This window comes from Streptomyces sp. NPDC017991 (genome assembly GCF_044328075.1).
GTDB lineage: Bacteria > Actinomycetota > Actinomycetes > Streptomycetales > Streptomycetaceae > Streptomyces.
This window is the reverse complement of record NZ_JBIRGP010000015.1, coordinates 43,036-61,888: the sequence shown is the minus strand read 5'-3', so window position 1 is coordinate 61,888 and position 18,853 is coordinate 43,036. Positions and strand designations below refer to the sequence as shown.

The window sequence follows — 18,853 nt, the reverse complement described above, 5'->3', positions numbered from 1 at the left end:
GACAGAGATGTCATCGCAGGTGACCGACACGGCCGGTTCCCCGGGTGCCGACGGCGGAGACGCCCTCGTCACCGCCTTCGGCGCCGTCGGCGCCGACTACCTTTTCTGCTCGTCGGGTTCCGAGTGGGCCCCGGTGTGGGAGTCCCTCGCCCGGCGCCACCGGGACGGGTTGCCCTGTCCCGCGTACCTCGACCTGACGCACGAGACCGTCGCCGTCGGGATGGCCACCGGCTACGGCCTGGTGAGCCGGCGCCCCCAGGGCGTGCTGCTGCACGCCACTCCCGGGCTGCTGCAGGGTTCCATGGCCGTGCACGGGGCGCTGCTCGCCGGCGTCCCCATGGTGGTGGCCTCCTCGGAGTCGACCACGTACGGCGACGGACCCGGTCAGGACCCGGGCGGCCAGTGGTACCGCAACCTCTCCGTCGTGGGCGGCCCGCACGGCGTCGCCCGGCCCTTCACCAAGTGGGCCACCGAGGCGGCGAGCGTCCACACCCTGCCCACCATGATCACGCGGGCCGCGGAACTGGCCTGGCGGGCCCCGGGCGGACCGGCGTACCTCAACATCCCGCTGGAGATCCTGCTGGAGGAGTGGGACGGCCGGGAGGCCCGTCCGGTCGTGCCGCCGGGCTCCACCCACAGCTCGCCCGAGCAGGTCGACACGGTCGCGCAACTGATCCGGGAGGCCCGCGATCCGGTGATCGTGACCGAGACGGCGGGCCGTGAGGAGGGCGGCTTCGAAGCCCTGGTCGCCTTCGCCGAGGCATGGAACCTCCCGGTCGTCGAGCCCGACTCGGCGGTCTGCGGCAACTTCCCGCGCAGCCATCCGCTGCATGCCGGCAGCGACATCGGGCCGTGGATGGACGAGGCGGACCTCATCCTCCTCGTCAACTGCCGCGCCCCCTTCTACCCGCCGTCCCGCCGCCCCTCCCGGGCCAGGGTCGTCGTCATCGACGAGGTGCCGCAGCGCCCGCACGTCGTCTACCAAGTCCTGTTCGCCGACAGGTACCTGGAGGGCAACACCACCAACACCCTGCGCCAGCTCGCCAAGCGGGCGAAGGGCCTGGACGAAACCGCCGCGGCCGTCCGTCGTACGGCACAGGAGGCACGGCACCGCTCCGAACGGGACGCGATCGCTGCCGCCGAGGTGCGGGCCGCCGCCGGGGGAGGAGGCCGGGAAACGGGCCGGGGAGAGGCCGAGGGTGTCGACCCCGTGCTCGTCGCCGCCACCCTGCGCAAGCTGCTCGAAGGCCGGGAGGGCATCGTCGTCGACGAGACCATCACCCACAGCCGGGTCGTCAGGAGGCATGTCCGGACCGACGCGCCCGACTCGTACTTCTACGTGCAGGGCGGGCTCGGCCAGGGCATCGCGGTCGCGCTCGGGGTCAAACTCGCCGCCCGGGAGCGCCCGGTGGTCCTCACGATCGGCGACGGCGCCTTCGCGTACAACCCGGTCGTGCCGTCGTACGACGCCTCCAAGGCGTACGAACTGCCGCTGCTGATCGTGGTGTTCAACAACCGTGCCTACACATCGATGAACCTCAACCACCGCAGGTTCTATCCCGGGGGCGCGGCTGCCGGGACCGGGGAGTGGCTCGGCACCGATCTGAGCGGGCTGCCCCGACTGGCCCGGTTCGCCGAACCGTTCGGCATGCACACCGAGACCGTCGACACTTCGGACGCGCTCACGCCCGCGCTGGAGCGTGCCCTCAAGGCCGTGTCCGAGGGCACCACCGCGGTGGTCGACGTCCTCGTCACCCGCTGACCCAGGAGACCCCATGTCCCACGCACCCACCAAGGTCCTGGTGCCCGCAGACGACCTGCGCGCCTTCTCCGCCGCCCTCCTGGAGAAGGGCGGTCTCAGTCCGGAGCACGCCGCCACCACCGCGGACGTGTTCGTCTGGGCCGCGCTGCGCGGCGTCGACTCCCACGGCATCGCCCGCGTCCCCGCCTATCTGGAACTGCTCGCCAAGGGCGTGGCCAACGCGCGTGCGCAGCTGCGGTTCGAGTCCAGCACTGCGGCCGCCGCCGTCCTGGACGCCGACCGGGCCCCCGGCCCGGTGGCGCTGAGCGCCGCCGCCGACGAGGCCGTGACACGGGCGAGGACCACCGGTATCGCCTCCGTCGGGGTGCGCGGCACCGTCCACACCGGCGCCATCGGCTACTACGTCTCGAAGATCGCCGCACAGGGGATGGTCGGACTCGGCTTCGTCGCCGGCATGCCCAACATGGGCTACACCGGTGTCAGGGGCGCCGCCGTCGCGACCAGCCCGCTCGCCGTCGCCGTACCGGCCGCCGAGCAGGCCCCGCTGCTCCTCGACATGGCCACCGCCACCATCGCCCTCGGGAAGATCCGCCAGGCCAGGGCGAGCGGGACCCCGCTGCCGGAGGGAGCGGCGGCCACCGAGGACGGCACCCCCACCACGGACCCGGAGAAGGCGGTCATGCCGCTGCCGCTGGGCGGCGCCAAGGGGTCGGGCATGTCACTCGCGTTCGAACTGCTCACCAGTGTGCTCGTCGGCGCGCCGATCCTCGCCGCGTTCCACTCGGACGACCCGCAGGGCCGCAGGCACCGCCAGAACGCGCTGCTCATCGCGTTGGACCCGGCCGCGTTCGGAGGCGCGGAGGGATTCACCGCGGCCGTCGACGCCACACTCGGCACCCTCAAGGGGCTGCCGGCGGCGGACGGTGCGGAGGGCGTCTTCTATCCGGGCGAGCGCAGCGCCGGTGTGGCCGCCGAGCGGGGCGTACGGGGAATTCCCGTGGCGCCCAAGGTGTGGCGCGAGCTGACGGAGAACGCCGAGAGGTTCGGGATCACGCCGCCGACGCCCGTGCCGTCCCCTGCCATGCCGCCGTCCACTTCCACACCGCCGTCCCCTTCCACACCGGCGTCCACTCGCACGGTCTGAGTGGACGCCGGGCTGCCGGACAGTGATCCCCGCACCTTTCTCAGGACAGGCCGCCCACATGTGCGAGGGCCTGCTTGAGCAGGGCCCCGTGGCCGCCCGACATCTCGTTCAGGACCATGGGGGACGAAGCCTCCTGAGGGCTGAACCAGACCAGGTCGAGCGCGTCCTGGCGGGGACGGCAGTCGCCGGTCACCGGCACGATGTACGCGAGCGACACCGCGTGCTGGCGGGGGTCGTGGAACGGCGTGTCCCCCAGCGTCGGGAAGTACTCGGCGACGGTGAACGGCTGCAGCGAGGCCGGGATCCGGGGCAGCGCGACCGGCCCGAGGTCCTTCTCCAGATGGCGCAGCAGGGCGTCCCTGACCCGTTCGTGGTGCAGCACCCGGCCGGAGACGAGCGCGCGGCTGACCGCTCCGCCCGATCCCATGCGGAGCAGCAGTCCGATGCTGGTCACTTCGCCGCTGTCGTCGACGCGGACCGGCACGGCCTCGACGTACAGGATCGGCATACGGGCGCGCGCCTGCTCCAGCTCGTCGTGGGGCAGCCAGCCGGGCGTGGTTTCGGTCATGTCAGACATTGGTTGATCATACTTTCAGCCTCTGGTGTCGCGAGCGTGTCGCCCGACACAGCGTGGTCCGGGGCCACGGATCGTCCGTGCCCCGGACCTTCTGTCCGCTGTGCCCCGCGGCAATCGCGAGGTCACTCTCATGAGGTCGGTTCGGTCACCTTCGTGGCGGTGTCGCCGTCGACGGCCGCGGCCAGCTGCGGCACCAGGCGCTCCAGCATGTAGGGCAGGCTGAGCACCGACACGAAGGAGACGGAGTTGCCGTAGTCGCTGGTCTCCTCGACGAAGACCTCGCGGCCCTGCTTCACCACGTCCAGGTCGCCGTAGAGCGCGTTCTTGTGGAGCTCGGCCGCGTCCTTCGCCTTGTCCCCGACGATCCAGACGGCGGTGTCGGTGTTCAGCAGGTCGGTGCGTTCCTTGCTGATGTCGGCACCGAACTTGTCACCGATGACCTTGTCGAGGTCGGTCGGCAGTGTGAAACCGAGGTCGGTCAGGACCCGTGAGCGCGAGTCCTGGCTGCCGAAGACGAAGATGCCCTCGTACGGGGTCGCCATCACGCCGGTCGACTCGGCGAACTCGGGATTGTCCTTGGCGGCGGTCGCGAAGTCGGACTCGACGCCCTTCACGAGATCCTTCGCCTCGGACTCCTGGCCGAGCGCCTTGCCGATGATCTCGGTCTGCCGCTGCCACGGCACACCGAAGTCGTTGTACTGCTTGGGCTGGGCCACGACCGGGGCGAACTTCGAGAGGGTCGTGTACTGGTCCTTCGTGAGACCGCCGTAGACCGCGAGGATCAGGTCGGGCTTGAGGGCGGCGATCCTCTCGGTCTGCGGACCCGTGCCGGTGTCCTTCAGCACGGTGGGGGTCTTCCCGCTGCCCAGCTTGTCGGCGGCCCAGGGCCCGATGGCGCCCTTGTAGCCGCCGAGCCACTCGGTGGTCCCGACGGGCACCTTGCCGAGGGCGAGTACGGCGTCCTGGTCGGTCAGCCCGACCGTCACGATCCGCTTCGGTTCGGACTCGACGGTGGTGTTGCCGTACTTGTGGGCCAGGGTCACCGGGAAGGCGCTGTTCGCGGACGGGGACCTGTCCGCGCCCGCCGCGTCCGAGCCGGAGTCGTCGTCGGAGCCGCAGGCCGCCGCTGTGGTGTCGCTGTGGGCAGCAACTCCCGGCCCGCGGTGGTGGGGTCGTTCGGATCGGCGACGGTGTCGCTCATGCCAGAACCGCCGCTCGGTAGGTCTCATGACGGGCGATCAGGTCGGCGTGCGGGGCCGTGTCGGTGACCCGGCCGCCTTCGAGCAGTACGACCCGGTCCGTCACGGCGAGCAGCGCGGGGCTGGTGGTCACCACGACCGTGGTACGTCCCTTGCGGACCTCGCGCAGGCCGGTCGCGATGCCCGCCTCGGTCACCGCGTCCACCGCCGTGGTCGGATCGTGGACCACCAGGACGGCACGGTCGGCCGCCAACGCGCGTGCCAGCGCCACCCGTTGGCGCTGCCCGCCGGAGAGCGAGCGTCCGCGCTCGCTGACCGCGGTGTCCTCGCCCTCGGGCAGTGTCTGCGCGACCTGGGCCACTCCGGCCGCCGTCATCGCCGGTGCGGGATCGCCGGACGCGGGGGCGGCGGCCATGACGTTGTCGCGCACGGTGCCTTCGAAGAGGTCCGCGTCGTGCTCGGCCACCAGCAGGGCCGTACGCATCTCGGCCGGGTCCAGGTCCCGCAGGGACACGCCGTCCAGTTCCACCGTGCCCGTGTCGGGATCGGCCCGCCGGGCCAGGCAGCGCAGCAGATCGGTCGCGTGGGCGGGGTCGGTGGCGACCACGCCGAGCAGCTCGCCGGGCGCGATGTCCAGGTCCACCTCGCGCAGTCCGCCGTGGCTGACGCCGGCCAGCCGCAGGGCGCCGCGCACCTCCGTGGGCAGGCTCAGGTCACCGGCGGTGACTCCGTGCGGGGTGGCCAGGACCTCCGCGACCCGGCCGGCCGAGGCGCGGCCCTGGGCGAGTTCGGCGTTGACCCAGGCGAGTACTTCGAGGGGGCCGACCAGGAAGAGCGCGAGCCCGACCGCCGACACCAACTGGCCGAGGCTGATGGTGCCTTCGGCGGCCAGCCGTCCGCCGACCAAGGCGACCAGGGCGATCAGGCAGCCGGTCAGGGAGAGCACCATGCCGCTCTGGAAGGCCTGTGCGCGGGCCGCCTTCAGCGTGGCCGCCAGGGAGTCGCGGCTGGTGGTGCGGTAGCGGGCGATGGCCGCCGACTCGCCGCCGATGCCCTTGAGGATCCGGAGGCCGGCCACCAGGTCGGCGGCGACGGCGGAGGCGTGTGCCGCGCGCTCCTGCTCGGCCTCGCTGCGGGTCTCCAGGGGCTTGCTCAGCAGATGCCCGAGCCACAGCAGCACGGGCGTGCCGAGGAGGACGACCAGACCGAGCATGACCGACGTACGCAGCAGGACGAAGGCGCAGGTGAGGATGCCGGCCAGGGACGCGATCCCGTACATCACGGCCGTGTTGACACCGCCGACCCGCTTGGCGTCCTCGGTCGCGGTGTTGGCGAGCGCTCCGGGCAGCCGGCCGTCCTCGGCGCCGCCGCCGGGGTGCAGTACGCGTCGTACGAGGGCGATGCGCAGGGAGTGTTCGGCCCGGACAGACGACCGGTCGCCGGCCCAGGCGCCGAAGCGGAAGGACAGGGCCAGCCCGACGTAGACCATGGCGAGGACGCCGAGCCACAGGAGGAGGGCGCCGGTGTCGGAGCCGGTGACGGCCCGGTCGATCACCACGCCGATCAGCACCGGAACCAGGGCTTCCCCGACTTGGTGTCCGGACGCGAGCAGTGCGCCGAGACCGACGTCCCGGCGCTGCCCTTTGACCGACTCCCGCAGGACGTCACGTCCTGACGGATATGTAGGACTCACCCGCAACCCCTCCGGGATCGGACGAAGAAAAGTTAGGTGAGGCTACTCTAAGTTGCTGACCATGGCATTGCCCAGGCGGGCACGTGTGAGAGAGCCCCGCTCGGGTGTGGTGGTACGAGGTGTGGTGGTACGAGTGCGTCCGCGCGGGTGCGGCGTGGTGTCACACCCGCGCGGGGCGGGCCTCAGCCCGCCGAAACCGTCAAGTCGCTTGAGCGGTGGGCGATCAGGGACTCCAGGATCTCGCCGGATCGTACCGCCGTGGTGGACAGCAGGGTCGAGGTGAGACCGTGTGTGTGCTCGGTCGCGCCCTGCAGGTAGATGCCCGCCGTGACGTCGGGTGTCAGCTCGATCCGGTGGTCGCGGCCGACGCGTACGGCGTCCTTGTCGTCCCGCAGGCAGAGTTTCGCGGCTCTGCCCAGCATGGTGTCGAGGTCTCTGGGACGGTAGCCGGTCGCGTGGACCAGCAGGTCCGCGGAGATCACCTCCCGTTCCCCGGTGGGGAGATACTCGACGGTGACCTCCAGGTGGTCGTCGAGGCTGCGGACGTCCCGGATGCGGGACACGTTGCGCAGTTGCAGCCGCTCGCGGCCCTGGACCTTCTCGCGGTACATCGTCGCGTACAGCGACTCGATGAGGTCCATGTCGACCACCGAGTAGTTGGTGCTGCGGTGGTAGTCGACCAGGGACTGTTTCACCTCCGGCGTGGACCGGAAGTAGACGTCCACGGCCTCCGGGTCGAAGATCCGGTTGGCGAACGGGCTGTCGTCGGCGGGTGTGTACCCGTACTTGGCGAAGATCGCGCAGATCTCCGCCCCGGGGAAGGACCGGTGCAGGTAGTCGAGTGCCTCGGCGCCGCTCTGGCCCGCGCCGAGCACCAGGACACGGCCCACCGCGTCGCCGCCACCGGAGGCGTTCAGTTCCCGCACGCGCGGCACGAGTTCGCTGTTGTGCCAGATGCGGTCGGACAGGGCGGTCCCCGGGGGCAGATGCGGCTCCAGGCCGACGGCCACCGAGATGTTCCGGGCCCGCCGGGTGACGGTCCGGCCCGGTTCGCCGGGCACGCGGCTGACGACGTCCAGATAGCGGACCTCGCCGTCGGGGCCGGTCACCGGGTCGACGGACACGACCTCGTCCGAGTAGTCGACGAGGTGTGCCACCCGGGCGGCCGCCCACTCGAAGTACTCATGGAACTCGATCCGCAGGGGGAACAGCGTCTTGGCGTTGAGGAAGTCCACCATCCTGCCCCGCTCCCGCAGGAAACACAGGAAGCTGAAGTCGCTGGTCGGGTTGCGCATGGTGACCAGGTCCTTGAGAAAGGACACCTGCATCGTGGCGTCTTCGATGAGCATGCCCCGGTGCCAGCCGAACGACGGCTGGCGCTCCAGGAATCCCGCGCGGATCCGGTTCTCCGGAGCGGCTTGGGCGTTGTGTTCCTCAACTGCAATGGCCAGTGCGAGATTTGACGGCCCAAACCCTATACCGAGCACGTCAAGGACGGCGTCCGGTTCGTCGTGCAGTGCGTTCACCGCAACTTTTCCTTCCCCTAGGCGCCACTGATGTTGCATAAGGTTAGCCTTACCTTGCAATGGTGTGTCCTAGGAGGGGATCGACTGTGCGGGTCGTCATGTTCGGCTGCCAGACCTGGGGGCATCGCACCCTTCAGGCTCTGTTGGACTCCGACCACGAGGTGGTCCCGGCCGAGAAGTACGGCGTACCGGTGCTGCTGCGCAACCGGCCCGAGGACCCCGAGCTCCTCGACCTGCCGCCCCACGGCACGCTCGACATCCACGACCCGCTGCTCCCGGCCTACGCGGGCTTCTCCCCGCTGCTCCGGGCCCTCGTCAGCGGCGAGCGGGAGGTCGGGGTCACCGCGCACCGGGTGAACGCCGAACTCGACGCCGGTGACGTGCTGTTGCAGCGCCCGGCGCCGGTCGGCTCGGCCGACACCGTCGCCGGCACGGAGGCGAGGAACGGGCGGCTGCGCGGGCTGGTCGTCAAGCGGGTCCGCACCGCGGCCGGGGCGGAGCACGCCGCGTGAGCGGCACGGCGGTGACGGACGCGGACGCCGGGGTGACGGAGGTGGTCGTGGCGGACGCGGTCGTGGCGGACGCGGTGACCGAGGGTGCCGCGTCCGTCGGTCCCGCCGAGCGGCTCGTGGCGCTGGAACACCTGCGCGGGCACACGGTCGTCGTCAAGTACGGCGGCCACGCGATGACTAACGACACGCTCCGGCGGGCCTTCGCCCAGGACGTCCTCACCTTGTACCGGGCGGGCGTCCGGCCGGTCGTGGTGCATGGCGGGGGCCCGCAGATCGCCGCTCATCTGGACCGGCTCGGGCTCAGGTCCGACTTCCTGAACGGGCTTCGGGTCACCACCCCCGAGACCATGGAGGTCGTACGGATGGTGCTGTCCGGCAAGGTCCAGAAGGACCTGGTCGGACTGCTGAACGAGCACGGGCCGCACGCGGTCGGCCTCAGCGGCGAGGACGGACACACCCTCACCGCCGTCAAGCGGTACGCCCAAGTGGGCGGTGAGCGCGTCGACATCGGGCTGGTCGGAGATGTGGCGCGGGTCAACACCGGCGTCGTACGGCTTCTGTTGGAGGGCGGCCACATTCCGGTGGTCTCCTCCGTCGGGCGGGGCGAGGACGGGCAGGTCTGCAACGTCAACGCGGACACGGCGGCCGGGGCGTTGGCCGCCGCTTTGGGGACGCGGGTTCTCGTCGTCCTCACCGACGTGCCGGGGCTGTATGCCGACTGGCCCGCGAGTGAGCGGGTCGTCGACCGGATCGGGGTGGGGGAGTTGGAGCGGGTGCTGCCGGGGCTGGCCGGCGGGATGGGGCCGAAGATGGAGGCGTGTCTGCGGGCCGTGCGGGGTGGGGTGGGGGTTGCCCGGGTTCTTGACGGGCGGGCGCCGCATGCGTTGCTCGACGGGCTGGTCGGTGGGGTCGGAACGGGGACGACTGTCGTGTCGGACGACGTCGTCGGCTGAGGGGTGGAGTGGGGCGGGGCGTTCGGCTGCGGGTGCGTTGTGGCTGGGCGCGCCGTTCCCCGTGCCCCTCAAGGCGTAGGGCCGTGGTGGCGGCCCATGGGGATGACCAGGGGGGTGCCGCTGACCGGGTCCATCGTGATGCGGCAGGTCAGGTCGAAGACGTGCTCGACCGTCTCGGCGGTGACGACCTCGGCCGGGCTGCCCTCCGCGACGATCTTTCCGGATTTCATGGCGACCACGTGATCGGCGTACCGGCAGGCCTGGTTGAGGTCGTGGAGGACCATCACGACCGTGCGGTTCTCCCGGCGGTTGAGGTCGGTGACCAGGTCCAGGACATCGATCTGATGGGCCAGGTCGAGGTACGTCGTCCAACGGCCAGCTCCCTAAAGTTAGGCAGGCCTTAATCGTAGTGGGGATCACGTGGTCCACAGAGAAGAGACCTTGCGGTTAGGTGACCCTTCCTCAATGTGACCTGCGGTCCTCCGGCTGAACCGGTTCCACACACTCTGGAGGCACGGTCAGCTGTGTCCGGTGTTGACGAGGTCGAGGTACCGCCCGGACCTGTTCCGTGACGGGACCGCTCTGCGTACCGCGGGCCACTACGCCACCCTGCTGGCCGACGCGATCGCCCGGCCGTGCACCCCGATCGGTGAACTGGACCTGCTGGACGCCGGGGAACGTCACCGCGTCCTGGAGGAGTGGAACGACACCGACCACGACGCCCCCCCTCCTCCCGCCTCTGCGGACCTGGCCGGAGGTGTTCGCCGAGCAGGTGCGGCAGCGGCCCGACGAGATCGCGCCGGCCTTCGAGGACACCCGGCCGAACTGATCGTCGCCGAGGTCGCCGTACTGAAGTCCGGCGCCGACCATCTGCCGGTGGACACCGACTATCCGGCCGACCGCATCTCGTACACGCTGGCCGACGCCCGGTCCGCATGCTCACCACCGGGAGGTCGCGGCGGACATCCCGCCGTGCGAAGGCATGGACGTCCTGGTGCTGGACGCGCCGCACACCGTACGCGAGTTGACGGAGCGTGGAACTGCCCTTCTGGACAGGCGTGTTGCGGAGTGCGGCACCCCTGCCGCTGAAGAGCCCGCTGGACCCGCTCCGCGACACCACCGGCACGGGCCGGCGGTTGGAGCTGCGGCTGCCCGCCGGGCGCTCGGCACCGCATCGAGCACCCTGGCTGTACCGTGGACGGGGATTCCTCGACCACGGCATCACACTGGCCGGCAGTTCCGATCGGCCCGTCGCGGACGGATCGCCGCTCAGGGCGATCCAGTTCATGGTCGAGCGGGCCTCCGAGCCGGGGCAGGTCATCGGCCCGGACGAGGGTGTCACGGTCGGCGAGGCACTGCGCGCCTACACCGTGGCGGGCGCCTTCGCCTGCCACTGGGAGGACCGCGCGGGCAGCCTCACACCGGGCAGGAGCGCGGACTTGATCGTCCTGGGCGACGACCCCACGGGCGTCGAGGTCGCGCGCATCGGCGACATCGACGTGGTCGCGACATTCGTCGACGGCCGCGAGACCGAAGGAGGCGCACTGTGAGCACGCGCATCGACAGCGTGGAAACGTACGCCCATCTGTGGCGGGCGCCCGAGTACCCGCGCAGGTGGGTGCTCTGGGACACCGCGGGGGACGTCCTCGTCTTCGACCGGGACACCAACTGCCTGGTGGACATCGACGACGGGCCGCTGCGGGGCGAGGTCCTGCGCAGGATGCGCGAGGCGGGTGTGCCGGAGAGCGACGAGTATCCGGGACGCCCCTGCGCGTGAACTACCCCGCTGTCGCGTCCGATCGGGCCGCTGCCCCGGCGCGGCAGTGCGCCGGCGCCCGTCACATGCTCTGTGCCGCCTTGCCGTGCAGAAGGTGGCGGATCAGCTGGTTGGTGGTGCAGACGACGCCCGTCCGCGCGATCCACCGCAGCGCCATGGAGTGGTCCTCGGCGGAGAAGTCGGCCACCGCGTCGGCCACCACGAACGGCTGGATGTCGTGCATGAAGGCGTCCGCGGCCGTGAGCAGGATGCCCAGGTGCGCCCGCACCCCGCAGAGGATCAGCTGATCCCGCCCCTCGGAGCGCAGCAGCCTGCCGAGATGGCTGCGGAGGAACGCGTTGTGGCGGACGTTGACCATCAGGTGTTCCCCCACCCGGGGCATGAGCGGTGCCACGACCGCCGCGTCCCCGTCGGGTTCCGGGCCGATGCCCGGACCCCAGATGTCGCGCATCAGACCGCGCTGGCCGGGGCGTTGCCCGGCCGGTTCGGCGCTGAAGACGATCGGCATGCCGAGGGTGCCCGCCAGTTCGCGCAGGGTGGCGATGTTGTCGATCAGTTCCACGACGGGTGAGCAGCCGGGCGGGAAGGCCTGGACGAAGTGGTTCTGCATGTCGTGGACGAGCAGCGCCGCCCGCGCCGGGTCGATCGTCCAGGCCGGGCCGGACGCGGGAACCGCGGAACGTTCGGGCATGGCATAGGGGTTGATGACGGGCAGGACCATGGGCGGGCTCCTCCCTGGGGGCGTGGGCACCCGAGCCTCCTCAGAGTCAGTTAGCTTAGCCTAAGCTAACTTGATCAGGGGTGGGCCGTCAGGCACGCGATTGAGCCGTGGCCAACCCGGCGGCCGACCGGGCGCGCCGGTACGGGACCGGTGCATCGGCCGGAGACGCAGGCACACAGCCGCCGTCGCGCCACTCCTGCCGGTTCGCACGCGACTGGGACCACCTGCGCGACGTACTGGAGAAGCGGTCATGAGCTGCTACGCGCCGGAGGACGAGCCATGAGCGGTGTGGTCGTGGTCGGGGGTACGGCCGGTATCGGGCTCGCTCCCGCCCTGGCCGGTGTCGAGCGCGTCGATCATCGGGTGCTCGCCGGTATCGCGCGCGACCGGAACACCGTGGCCGAGTACGACATCGAGGCCGCGCTGCGTCTCGTGACTCTCGAACTCGTCGGCGACAACCCGTTCTGGGCGGCCCAGCCCGCCGAGGTGCTGGAGAACTGCCGCGCACGGACGCCCGCGGGACGGTTCGCGCGCGTGCGGGACGTCGTGGACGTCGTGGACGTCGTGGGCTTCCTGCTCCGCAACGCGGCGGTCGACGGCGTCGACGGCAGCACTCACACCTGCGGCCTGCTCGGGTCGTGCCCCAGGGTCATCAGCCGGTGGCGGCGACGCGTCTCCTCGGCCTCGGACCCCTGCTTCGACCCGCGCTCGGGGCCGGTCTCGGCGGTGACGGTGTCCACGACCTCGTACATCACGTCGAGGTCGTCCTCGGTGAGATCGATGCGCCGTTTCTGCAGGATGGCCAGCACATGCTCGCCGGTCGGCGCGCCCGCGTGCTCGGGCGGCGCCACGGACTCCTCGGACGCGTCGTTCACCCGCAGCCAGGCTGCCAGCTCCTGTGAGGTCATGTTCACCACGCGGTGGAACTCGGCCCACAGCGCGTCGAGTTCGAGGGCGTCGGCCATCGGGTGTCCCTTTCGTTCGTATCCTCGTGTTCTGCCTGCCTGCCCGGCAGGAGGGGTTTCACGCGAGCACGCCGTCCACGAAGCGTGTGACATCGGCCAGGACCGCGTCCTTGACCGTCTCGTTGAACACCTCGTGCTGGGCGCCCGGGTACACGCGTTCGTCCCACTCGGTGCCGCGCAGCTCCTCGATGCCGGCCCGGCTGGCGGGCAACGGCACGATCCGGTCGTCGTCCCCGTGCAGCCACAGCAGCGGGAGAGTCCCCACGTCACCGCTCTTGGAGACGGTGTCCAGGGTGTGGACGAAGGCCTCCAGCGTGGGCCGCTTGAACGGCCCGTGCCAGACGAGGGGATCCGCCGCGTACGCCCGTCCGACCGCCGGATCGCGTGAGAGCGCCGTCGGGTCGATGGGGACCTCGGGCAGCGGGTCGAGCGCGAGCAGTTGATGGAGTGGCTCCCAGGTACCGATCACCGGCCCCGACAGGACGAGCCCGGCCAGCCCGTCCCCGTACCGCTGGGCGTGTCGCGCCGCGACGAGGCCACCCATCGAGTGGCCGATCAGCACGACCGGCACGCCCGGGTACGCGTCCCGGGCCAGCAGCTCCACCGCGTGGACGTCGCTCACCACGTCCTCGAAGTCCTCGATCAGCACCCGTTCGCCGCCGGACTTCCCATGTCCCGTGTGGTCGGGGCCGAACACCGCCGCGCCATGCCCGTGCAGCACGTCGGCGACGTATTCGTAGCGGCCGATGTGCTCGCCGTATCCATGGACCAGCAGTGCCACGTACCGCGGCCGTGCCCGTGGCCACTCGCGTGCCGTGATGCTGCTCCGGGTGCCCGTGAGGGTGTGTTCGCGGGAGTCGGCCATGGGTCCTCCATCGGCGTCGGCGAAGGTTCGAGGGCGATCAGGGGCGGGCGGGGACGATCAAGGGAGATCCTTCCAGGGGGCGAGGAGGCGGTCCAGAGAGCGCGGCCGGTGGCGGTGGCAGGGGTCATCTGTCGAGACGCCCCTGACAGGGCCGGATAGGTGGGCATAGCATCGGTCCCCGCATGAACACGATGACGCTCTGGCACATCACTCCCTGGGAGTTCGCCGCCCTCGCCGCCGCGGCTCTGCTCGTCGGCTTCTCCAAGACCGCCGTGAGCGGGGCCAACACCGTCAGCCTCGCGATCTTCGCGGCGGTCCTGCCGACCAGGGCGTCCACGGGGGTGCTGCTGCCCATCCTGATCGTCGGGGACGTGCTCGCCGTGCTCACCTACCGGCGGCACGCGCACTGGCCGACCCTGTGGAAGCTGTTCCCGGCGGTCGCCGCGGGCGTGGTCGTCGGCACGCTGTTCCTGGTGTGGGCCGACGACGCGATGGTGCGTACGTCGATCGGCGCGATCCTGCTGCTCATGGCCGGCGTCACCGTGTGGCGCCGCCGGAAGGCCGAGGCGGCGCAGACCGACGAGGAGCCCGACTCGGTGGCCACGCGCACCGGCCGGATCAAGGCCCGCTCCTACGGAGTGCTGGGCGGCTTCACCACGATGGTCGCCAACGCGGGCGGCCCCGTGATGTCGATGTATCTCCTCTCCGCGGGCTTCCGCAAGCTCGGCTTCCTGGGCACCTCCGCCTTCTTCTTCCTGATCGTCAACGTCTCCAAGGTCCCCTTCAGCGTCGGCCTCGGCCTGATCGACGGCCACTCCCTGCTCCTGGACGCGGCCCTGGCGGCTTTCGTCCTCCCCGGCGCCCTCATCGGCAAGTGGGCGGTGGACCGCATCAACCAGCGCCTGTTCGAACGCCTGGTCATCGCGGCGACGATCCTGGGCGGCCTGCAGCTGCTGCTGCGCTGAACAGCGCCCTGCGGAGGGCGTCCCGCAGGGGCGCGGGACCGTGACATCCCGCGGCTCGGCCGCGTGGGCGCGACCGGCCCGAACGGACCCACGGACTCCCGGCGACCCCCCCGGCGGAACGTCTACCCTGAGGCCATGTCCGAGGCATCCGCTCACCAGGACCCACCGACATCGGGCCACTACCTCCCGATCGCCGACCACGGCCTCATCGGCGACCTGCGCAGCGTCGCCCTCGTCGGCATCGACGGCACCATCGACTGGTACTGCTGCCCCTCCTTCGACGCCCCCAGCGTCTTCGCCTCGATCCTCGACGCGGACAAGGGCGGCTCCTTCGAACTGACCGCCGCCGTCCCGGCCAGGACCAAGCAGTTCTACTTCCCGGACACCAACGTCCTGCTCACCCGCTTCTTCACGGAGGACGGCGTCGGCGAGATCCAGGACTTCATGCCGGTGGACGGCGACGAGACCGAGGCGGACCGGCACCGGCTGATCCGCCGCGTGCTGTGTGTACGCGGCTCGGTCCCCTTCCACGCGCGCGTGGCACCCCGCTTCGACTACGCGGCGCAGCCGCACACCGCCCGGATCCACGACGACACGGTGGTCTTCGAGTCCAAGAACCTCTCGCTCGCCCTGACCTCCACCGAGCCGCTCGCCTGCGACGGGCTCGACGCGACGGCGGACTTCGAACTCCACGAGGGCGAGTCGGCGGTGTTCGCCCTCGACCAGGTCAGCGGCGGCGTAGAGCCCCGCGGCTGCCCGCGCGCCGAGGCGGAGGAGCTGTTCGGCGCCACCGTGGCGTTCTGGCGGAACTGGCTGACCGCCTCCCAGTACCGCGGCCGGTGGCGCGAAATGGTGCACCGCTCCGCGCTGACCCTCAAACTCCTCACCTACGCGCCGACCGGTGCGATCGTGGCCGCCGCGACGACCAGCCTGCCCGAGCAGCTCGGCGGCGAACGGAACTGGGACTACCGGTACGTGTGGGTGCGCGACGCGGCGTTCTGCGTGTACGCCCTGCTGCGCCTGGGGTTCACCAGCGAGGCCAAGTCGTTCATGGCGTTCACGGCCAGACACATCAGCCCCGGCGACGGCCGCCCCGCGGGCCCGCTGCAGATCATGTACGGCATCGACGGGCGCACCGACCTGAGTGAGCAGGAGCTCGGCCACCTGGAGGGGTACAAGGGCTCCGCCCCCGTCCGGATCGGCAACGCGGCGGCCGACCAGCTCCAGCTCGACATCTACGGCGCACTCATCGACTCGGTCTACCTCTACGACAAGTGGGCCCAGCCGATCTCCAGCGACCAGTGGGACGACATCTGCGCGCTGGTCGAGTGGGTGTGCGACCACTGGGACCAGCCCGACGAGGGTGTCTGGGAGACCCGCGGCGGCCGTAAGAACTTCCTCTACTCCCGGCTCATGTGCTGGGTGGCGATCGAGCGGGCGATCAGGCTGGCCAACCGCCGGGGCCTGCCCGCGGACCTCCCGTGCTGGCGCGGCGCCCGGGACACGATCTACCGGCGGATCATGGACCGCTGCTGGTCACCGACGCGCAAGGCGTTCGTCCAGCACGAGGACGACGACGTCCTGGACGCCGCGGTGCTGATGATGCCGCTGGCCAAGTTCATCTCGCCGACCGACCCGAAGTGGCTCTCCACGCTCGACGCGCTCACCGAGGACCTGGTCTCCGACTCACTGGTCTACCGCTACGACCCGAAGGTGAGCCCCGACGGCCTGCGCGGCGAGGAGGGCACCTTCTCGATCTGCTCCTTCTGGTACGTCGAGGCGCTGACCCGGGCCGGCCGGCTCGACGAGGCACGCCTCGCCTTCGAGAAGATGCTCACCTACGCCAACCACCTCGGCCTGTACGCCGAGGAGATCAGCCACACCGGCGAACAACAGGGCAACTTCCCCCAGGCCTTCACCCATCTGGCCCTGATCAGCGCAGCCTTCAACCTGGACCGGGCCCTGGGCTGAGCGGGGCCAGCCACGACGCGCCCGCAGACAGGCACCCACCCCCACCCCTCACCGGTCACTCTCCGCCGCAGCCAGTACCTTCGGGCGGGGCACCGCAGACGTGTCGTCCGTCAGGTCCTCGACCAGCAGCCGCTTGGCGATGCTGTCGACGGCGACCCGAAGCTCCGCCCCCGACGGCCGCCCGAGGTCCTGCTCGACCCGGTCGGCCAGCCAGCACCCCCACGCCTCGCCGATGACACGGGCCTCGCGCGCACCGGACTCCGTGTGGGAGAACAGCGTCCCCTCACGGGTGAGGTACCCCTCGTCGACCATCCGCTGGAAGACCGGCACCAGGACCTCAGGAGGCAGGCGTTGCCGCGCGGCGATCAGGGACAGGTTGGCATGACCGACCATCCGGGTGAACAGCTCGACCTGCATCACGGCCCAGGCACCCGCGATGTCCAGCCGGGTGTCCGCCCCGACGACGATCCGCCGCAGGGTGGCGACCCCCGTACCGCCGAGGATCTTCCCGACCGTGGCTTCCAGACGCTGCCGGTTGTCGGCCGCGGACGGGGTCGCGAAACCCTCGCCCATGTCGGTGGACCCCATCCGCGCGCTGTCGCGCAGCTGCACCTGCTTGAGGAACAGCGAGACCAGGAAACCGAGCGCCGCCACGGGCACGGTCCACAGGAAGACGGTCTGCAGCGTCTCCGCGTACGCCTCGACGAGAGGCGCGGCGGTCGCCGGCGGCAGATCGTGCAGCCCCTCCGGGCTGGTCGCGGCCTTGGTGAGGGCCGCGGGATCGGTCCCGCTCGTCCGGGCCGCCTCGGCGACCCCGTCCGCCAGGTTCGGCTTCAGCGTGTTGGCGTAGATCGTGCCGAAGACCGCCGTGCCGAAGGAACTGCCGAGCGTACGGAAGAAGGTGACGCCGGACGTCGCGGTACCCAGGTCGGTGTACTCGACGGTGTTCTGCACGGCGATGGTGAGGACCTGCATGCACAGCCCGATCCCCGCACCCAGCACGAACATGTAGAGCGAGGAGAGCCAGGTGCCGGTGCCGCTGTTCATCAGGGAGAGCAGATAGAGCCCGACGCCCATCACCAGCGAGCCGACGACGGGAAAGACCCGGTAGTGGCCGGTCTTGCTGATCACGTTGCCGCTGAAGACCGACGCGATGAGCAGCCCGACGACCATGGGCAGCGTGCGTACGCCGGAGATCGTCGCCGAGTCGCCGTCCACGTACTGCAGATACGTCGGCAGGAACGTCATCGCGCCGAGCATCGCGAAGCCCACGATGAAGCTGAGGATCGAGCAGACCGTGAAGACGGGGTTGCCGAACAGCCGCATCGGCAGCATGGGTTCGGCCGCGCGGGTCTCCACCCGGCAGAAGGCCGCGAGGGCGAGGACACCGCCCGCGAAGAGGCCGATGATGGTGGGGGAGCCCCAGGCGTACTCGTTGCCGCCCCAGCTCGTCGCCAGGATCAGGGCGCTGGCGCCGACCGCGACCAGGGCGATGCCCAGATAGTCGATGACCGGCCGGGACGGCGACTTCACCACCGGGATCGTGCGGGCCGCGGCCACCACGACGAGGATCGCGATGGGGACGTTGACGTAGAACGCCCAGCGCCAGGTGAGATGGTCGGTGAACAGGCCGCCGAGCAGGGGCCCGATCACGGTGGCGACGCCGAACACCGCGCCGATCGCCCCCTGGTACTTGCCGCGCTCGCGCAGCGGGATCACGTCGGCGATCAGAGCCATCGCGGTGACCATCAGACCGCCCGCGCCGATGCCCTGCATGGCCCGCCAGGAGATCAGCAGGAGCATGTTCGAGGAGAGGCCGCACAGGAACGAGCCGGTGATGAAGATGATCGCCGACGCCTGGAAGACGAGCTTGCGGCCGAACAGGTCACCGAACTTGCCGACGAGCACCGTGGCGACGGTCTCCGCCAGCAGATAGCTGGTGACCACCCACGACATGTGCTCCGCGCCGCCGAGGTCCGACACGATCGTGGGCAGGGCCGTGCCCACGATCGTCTGGTCCAGCGCGGCCAGCAGCATGCCGAGCATGATCGTCACGAAGACGACGTTGCGGCGCCGCTTGTCCAGCACGGGCGGCTGCGTGGCGGGCGCTTCGGCGGCGGGCGGTCCGGCGGGCGGTCCAGCGGTGTCGATGGTCGTCACACCGGTCAGCTTCACACCTGCCGGTGGGGTGTGCATGCGGGGCCGCCCGCATGGGGGTGCGGG

Annotated in this window: 17 protein-coding genes and 2 pseudogenes; 9 read left to right on the top strand and 10 right to left on the bottom strand. The window is 70.8% G+C overall.

The features are described 5' to 3' along the window. Positions 1-7 precede the first annotated feature (7 nt). The gene (locus ACH4DZ_RS35695; RefSeq protein ID WP_398292360.1) at positions 8-1,762 is read left to right on the top strand and encodes a thiamine pyrophosphate-dependent enzyme; all 1,755 of its coding nucleotides are present in this window, start codon (positions 8-10) and stop codon (positions 1,760-1,762) included. Positions 1,763-1,775: 13 nt separating this feature from the next. After that, positions 1,776-2,906 (top strand): Ldh family oxidoreductase, encoded by a 1,131-nt coding sequence (locus tag ACH4DZ_RS35690; protein ID WP_398292358.1) that lies wholly within the window; start codon positions 1,776-1,778, stop codon positions 2,904-2,906. Between the two features lie 40 nt (positions 2,907-2,946). Here ACH4DZ_RS35690 and ACH4DZ_RS35685 read toward each other — a convergent pair whose 3' ends face one another. The 4 genes from ACH4DZ_RS35685 to ACH4DZ_RS35670 form a co-directional block, all read right to left on the bottom strand. After that, complete coding sequence (locus tag ACH4DZ_RS35685; RefSeq protein ID WP_398292780.1) at positions 2,947-3,474, bottom strand: NUDIX hydrolase family protein; 528 nt, start codon at positions 3,472-3,474, stop codon at positions 2,947-2,949. Positions 3,475-3,611: 137 nt separating this feature from the next. Then, positions 3,612-4,712, bottom strand: coding sequence for an iron-siderophore ABC transporter substrate-binding protein (locus tag ACH4DZ_RS35680; protein WP_398292356.1), 1,101 nt, complete (start codon positions 4,710-4,712; stop codon positions 3,612-3,614). Beyond that, entirely contained in the window at positions 4,681-6,375 is a 1,695-nt protein-coding gene (locus ACH4DZ_RS35675) for an ABC transporter ATP-binding protein (protein WP_398292354.1), read from the bottom strand. Before ACH4DZ_RS35675 ends, ACH4DZ_RS35680 begins: the two co-directional genes overlap by 32 nt. 182 nt (positions 6,376-6,557) lie before the next feature. Beyond that, a complete protein-coding gene (locus ACH4DZ_RS35670; RefSeq protein ID WP_398292352.1) occupies positions 6,558-7,940 on the bottom strand; it encodes a lysine N(6)-hydroxylase/L-ornithine N(5)-oxygenase family protein in 1,383 nt (460 codons plus the stop codon). A gap of 47 nt (positions 7,941-7,987) precedes the next feature. Between ACH4DZ_RS35670 and ACH4DZ_RS35665 the strand changes: the two are divergent. After that, a pseudogene (locus ACH4DZ_RS35665) lies at positions 7,988-8,371 on the top strand (formyltransferase family protein); the annotation flags it as partial. A gap of 164 nt (positions 8,372-8,535) precedes the next feature. After that, entirely contained in the window at positions 8,536-9,366 is an 831-nt protein-coding gene (gene argB, locus ACH4DZ_RS35660) for an acetylglutamate kinase (protein WP_398292778.1), read from the top strand. Between the two features lie 68 nt (positions 9,367-9,434). Here argB and ACH4DZ_RS35655 read toward each other — a convergent pair. Continuing rightward, positions 9,435-9,734, bottom strand: a pseudogene (locus tag ACH4DZ_RS35655) (ABC transporter ATP-binding protein); the annotation flags it as partial. Between the two features lie 281 nt (positions 9,735-10,015). Here ACH4DZ_RS35655 and ACH4DZ_RS35650 point away from each other — a divergent pair. From ACH4DZ_RS35650 to ACH4DZ_RS35640, 3 genes are all read left to right on the top strand, one after another. Then, the gene (locus tag ACH4DZ_RS35650) at positions 10,016-10,195 is read left to right on the top strand and encodes a hypothetical protein (protein WP_398292350.1); all 180 of its coding nucleotides are present in this window, start codon (positions 10,016-10,018) and stop codon (positions 10,193-10,195) included. 205 nt (positions 10,196-10,400) lie between these two features. After that, complete coding sequence (locus ACH4DZ_RS35645) at positions 10,401-10,916, top strand: amidohydrolase family protein (protein WP_398292349.1); 516 nt, start codon at positions 10,401-10,403, stop codon at positions 10,914-10,916. Further along, positions 10,913-11,143: a hypothetical protein gene (locus tag ACH4DZ_RS35640; protein WP_398292347.1), complete on the top strand. Its 231-nt coding sequence runs from the start codon at positions 10,913-10,915 to the stop codon at positions 11,141-11,143. Before ACH4DZ_RS35645 ends, ACH4DZ_RS35640 begins: the two co-directional genes overlap by 4 nt. Before the next feature lie 61 nt (positions 11,144-11,204). Here ACH4DZ_RS35640 and ACH4DZ_RS35635 read toward each other — a convergent pair whose 3' ends face one another. From ACH4DZ_RS35635 to ACH4DZ_RS35620, 4 genes are all read right to left on the bottom strand, one after another. Next, positions 11,205-11,864 carry an isochorismatase family protein gene (locus ACH4DZ_RS35635; RefSeq protein WP_398292345.1) on the bottom strand — a complete coding sequence of 220 codons (660 nt, stop codon included), beginning with the start codon at positions 11,862-11,864 and terminating at the stop codon, positions 11,205-11,207. A gap of 258 nt (positions 11,865-12,122) precedes the next feature. Beyond that, the gene (locus ACH4DZ_RS35630) at positions 12,123-12,482 is read right to left on the bottom strand and encodes a hypothetical protein (protein WP_398292343.1); all 360 of its coding nucleotides are present in this window, start codon (positions 12,480-12,482) and stop codon (positions 12,123-12,125) included. Then, complete coding sequence (locus ACH4DZ_RS35625; RefSeq protein WP_398292341.1) at positions 12,479-12,829, bottom strand: DUF3140 domain-containing protein; 351 nt, start codon at positions 12,827-12,829, stop codon at positions 12,479-12,481. Before ACH4DZ_RS35625 ends, ACH4DZ_RS35630 begins: the two co-directional genes overlap by 4 nt. Positions 12,830-12,887: 58 nt before the next feature. After that, a complete protein-coding gene (locus tag ACH4DZ_RS35620) occupies positions 12,888-13,694 on the bottom strand; it encodes a lysophospholipase (RefSeq protein ID WP_398292339.1) in 807 nt (268 codons plus the stop codon). Positions 13,695-13,876: 182 nt separating this feature from the next. On the opposite strand from ACH4DZ_RS35620, the gene ACH4DZ_RS35615 reads away from it, so the two are divergent. Both ACH4DZ_RS35615 and ACH4DZ_RS35610 read left to right on the top strand, forming a co-directional pair. Beyond that, positions 13,877-14,659, top strand: coding sequence for a sulfite exporter TauE/SafE family protein (locus ACH4DZ_RS35615; RefSeq protein WP_398292337.1), 783 nt, complete (start codon positions 13,877-13,879; stop codon positions 14,657-14,659). A gap of 135 nt (positions 14,660-14,794) precedes the next feature. Further along, the gene (locus ACH4DZ_RS35610) at positions 14,795-16,630 is read left to right on the top strand and encodes a glycoside hydrolase family 15 protein (protein ID WP_398292335.1); all 1,836 of its coding nucleotides are present in this window, start codon (positions 14,795-14,797) and stop codon (positions 16,628-16,630) included. Positions 16,631-16,678: 48 nt separating this feature from the next. On the opposite strand, the gene ACH4DZ_RS35605 is transcribed toward ACH4DZ_RS35610, so the two are convergent. Beyond that, positions 16,679-18,718, bottom strand: a complete 2,040-nt coding sequence (locus tag ACH4DZ_RS35605; RefSeq protein WP_398292776.1) for an MDR family MFS transporter — start codon at positions 18,716-18,718, stop codon at positions 16,679-16,681. Between the last annotated feature and the right edge of the window lie 135 nt (positions 18,719-18,853).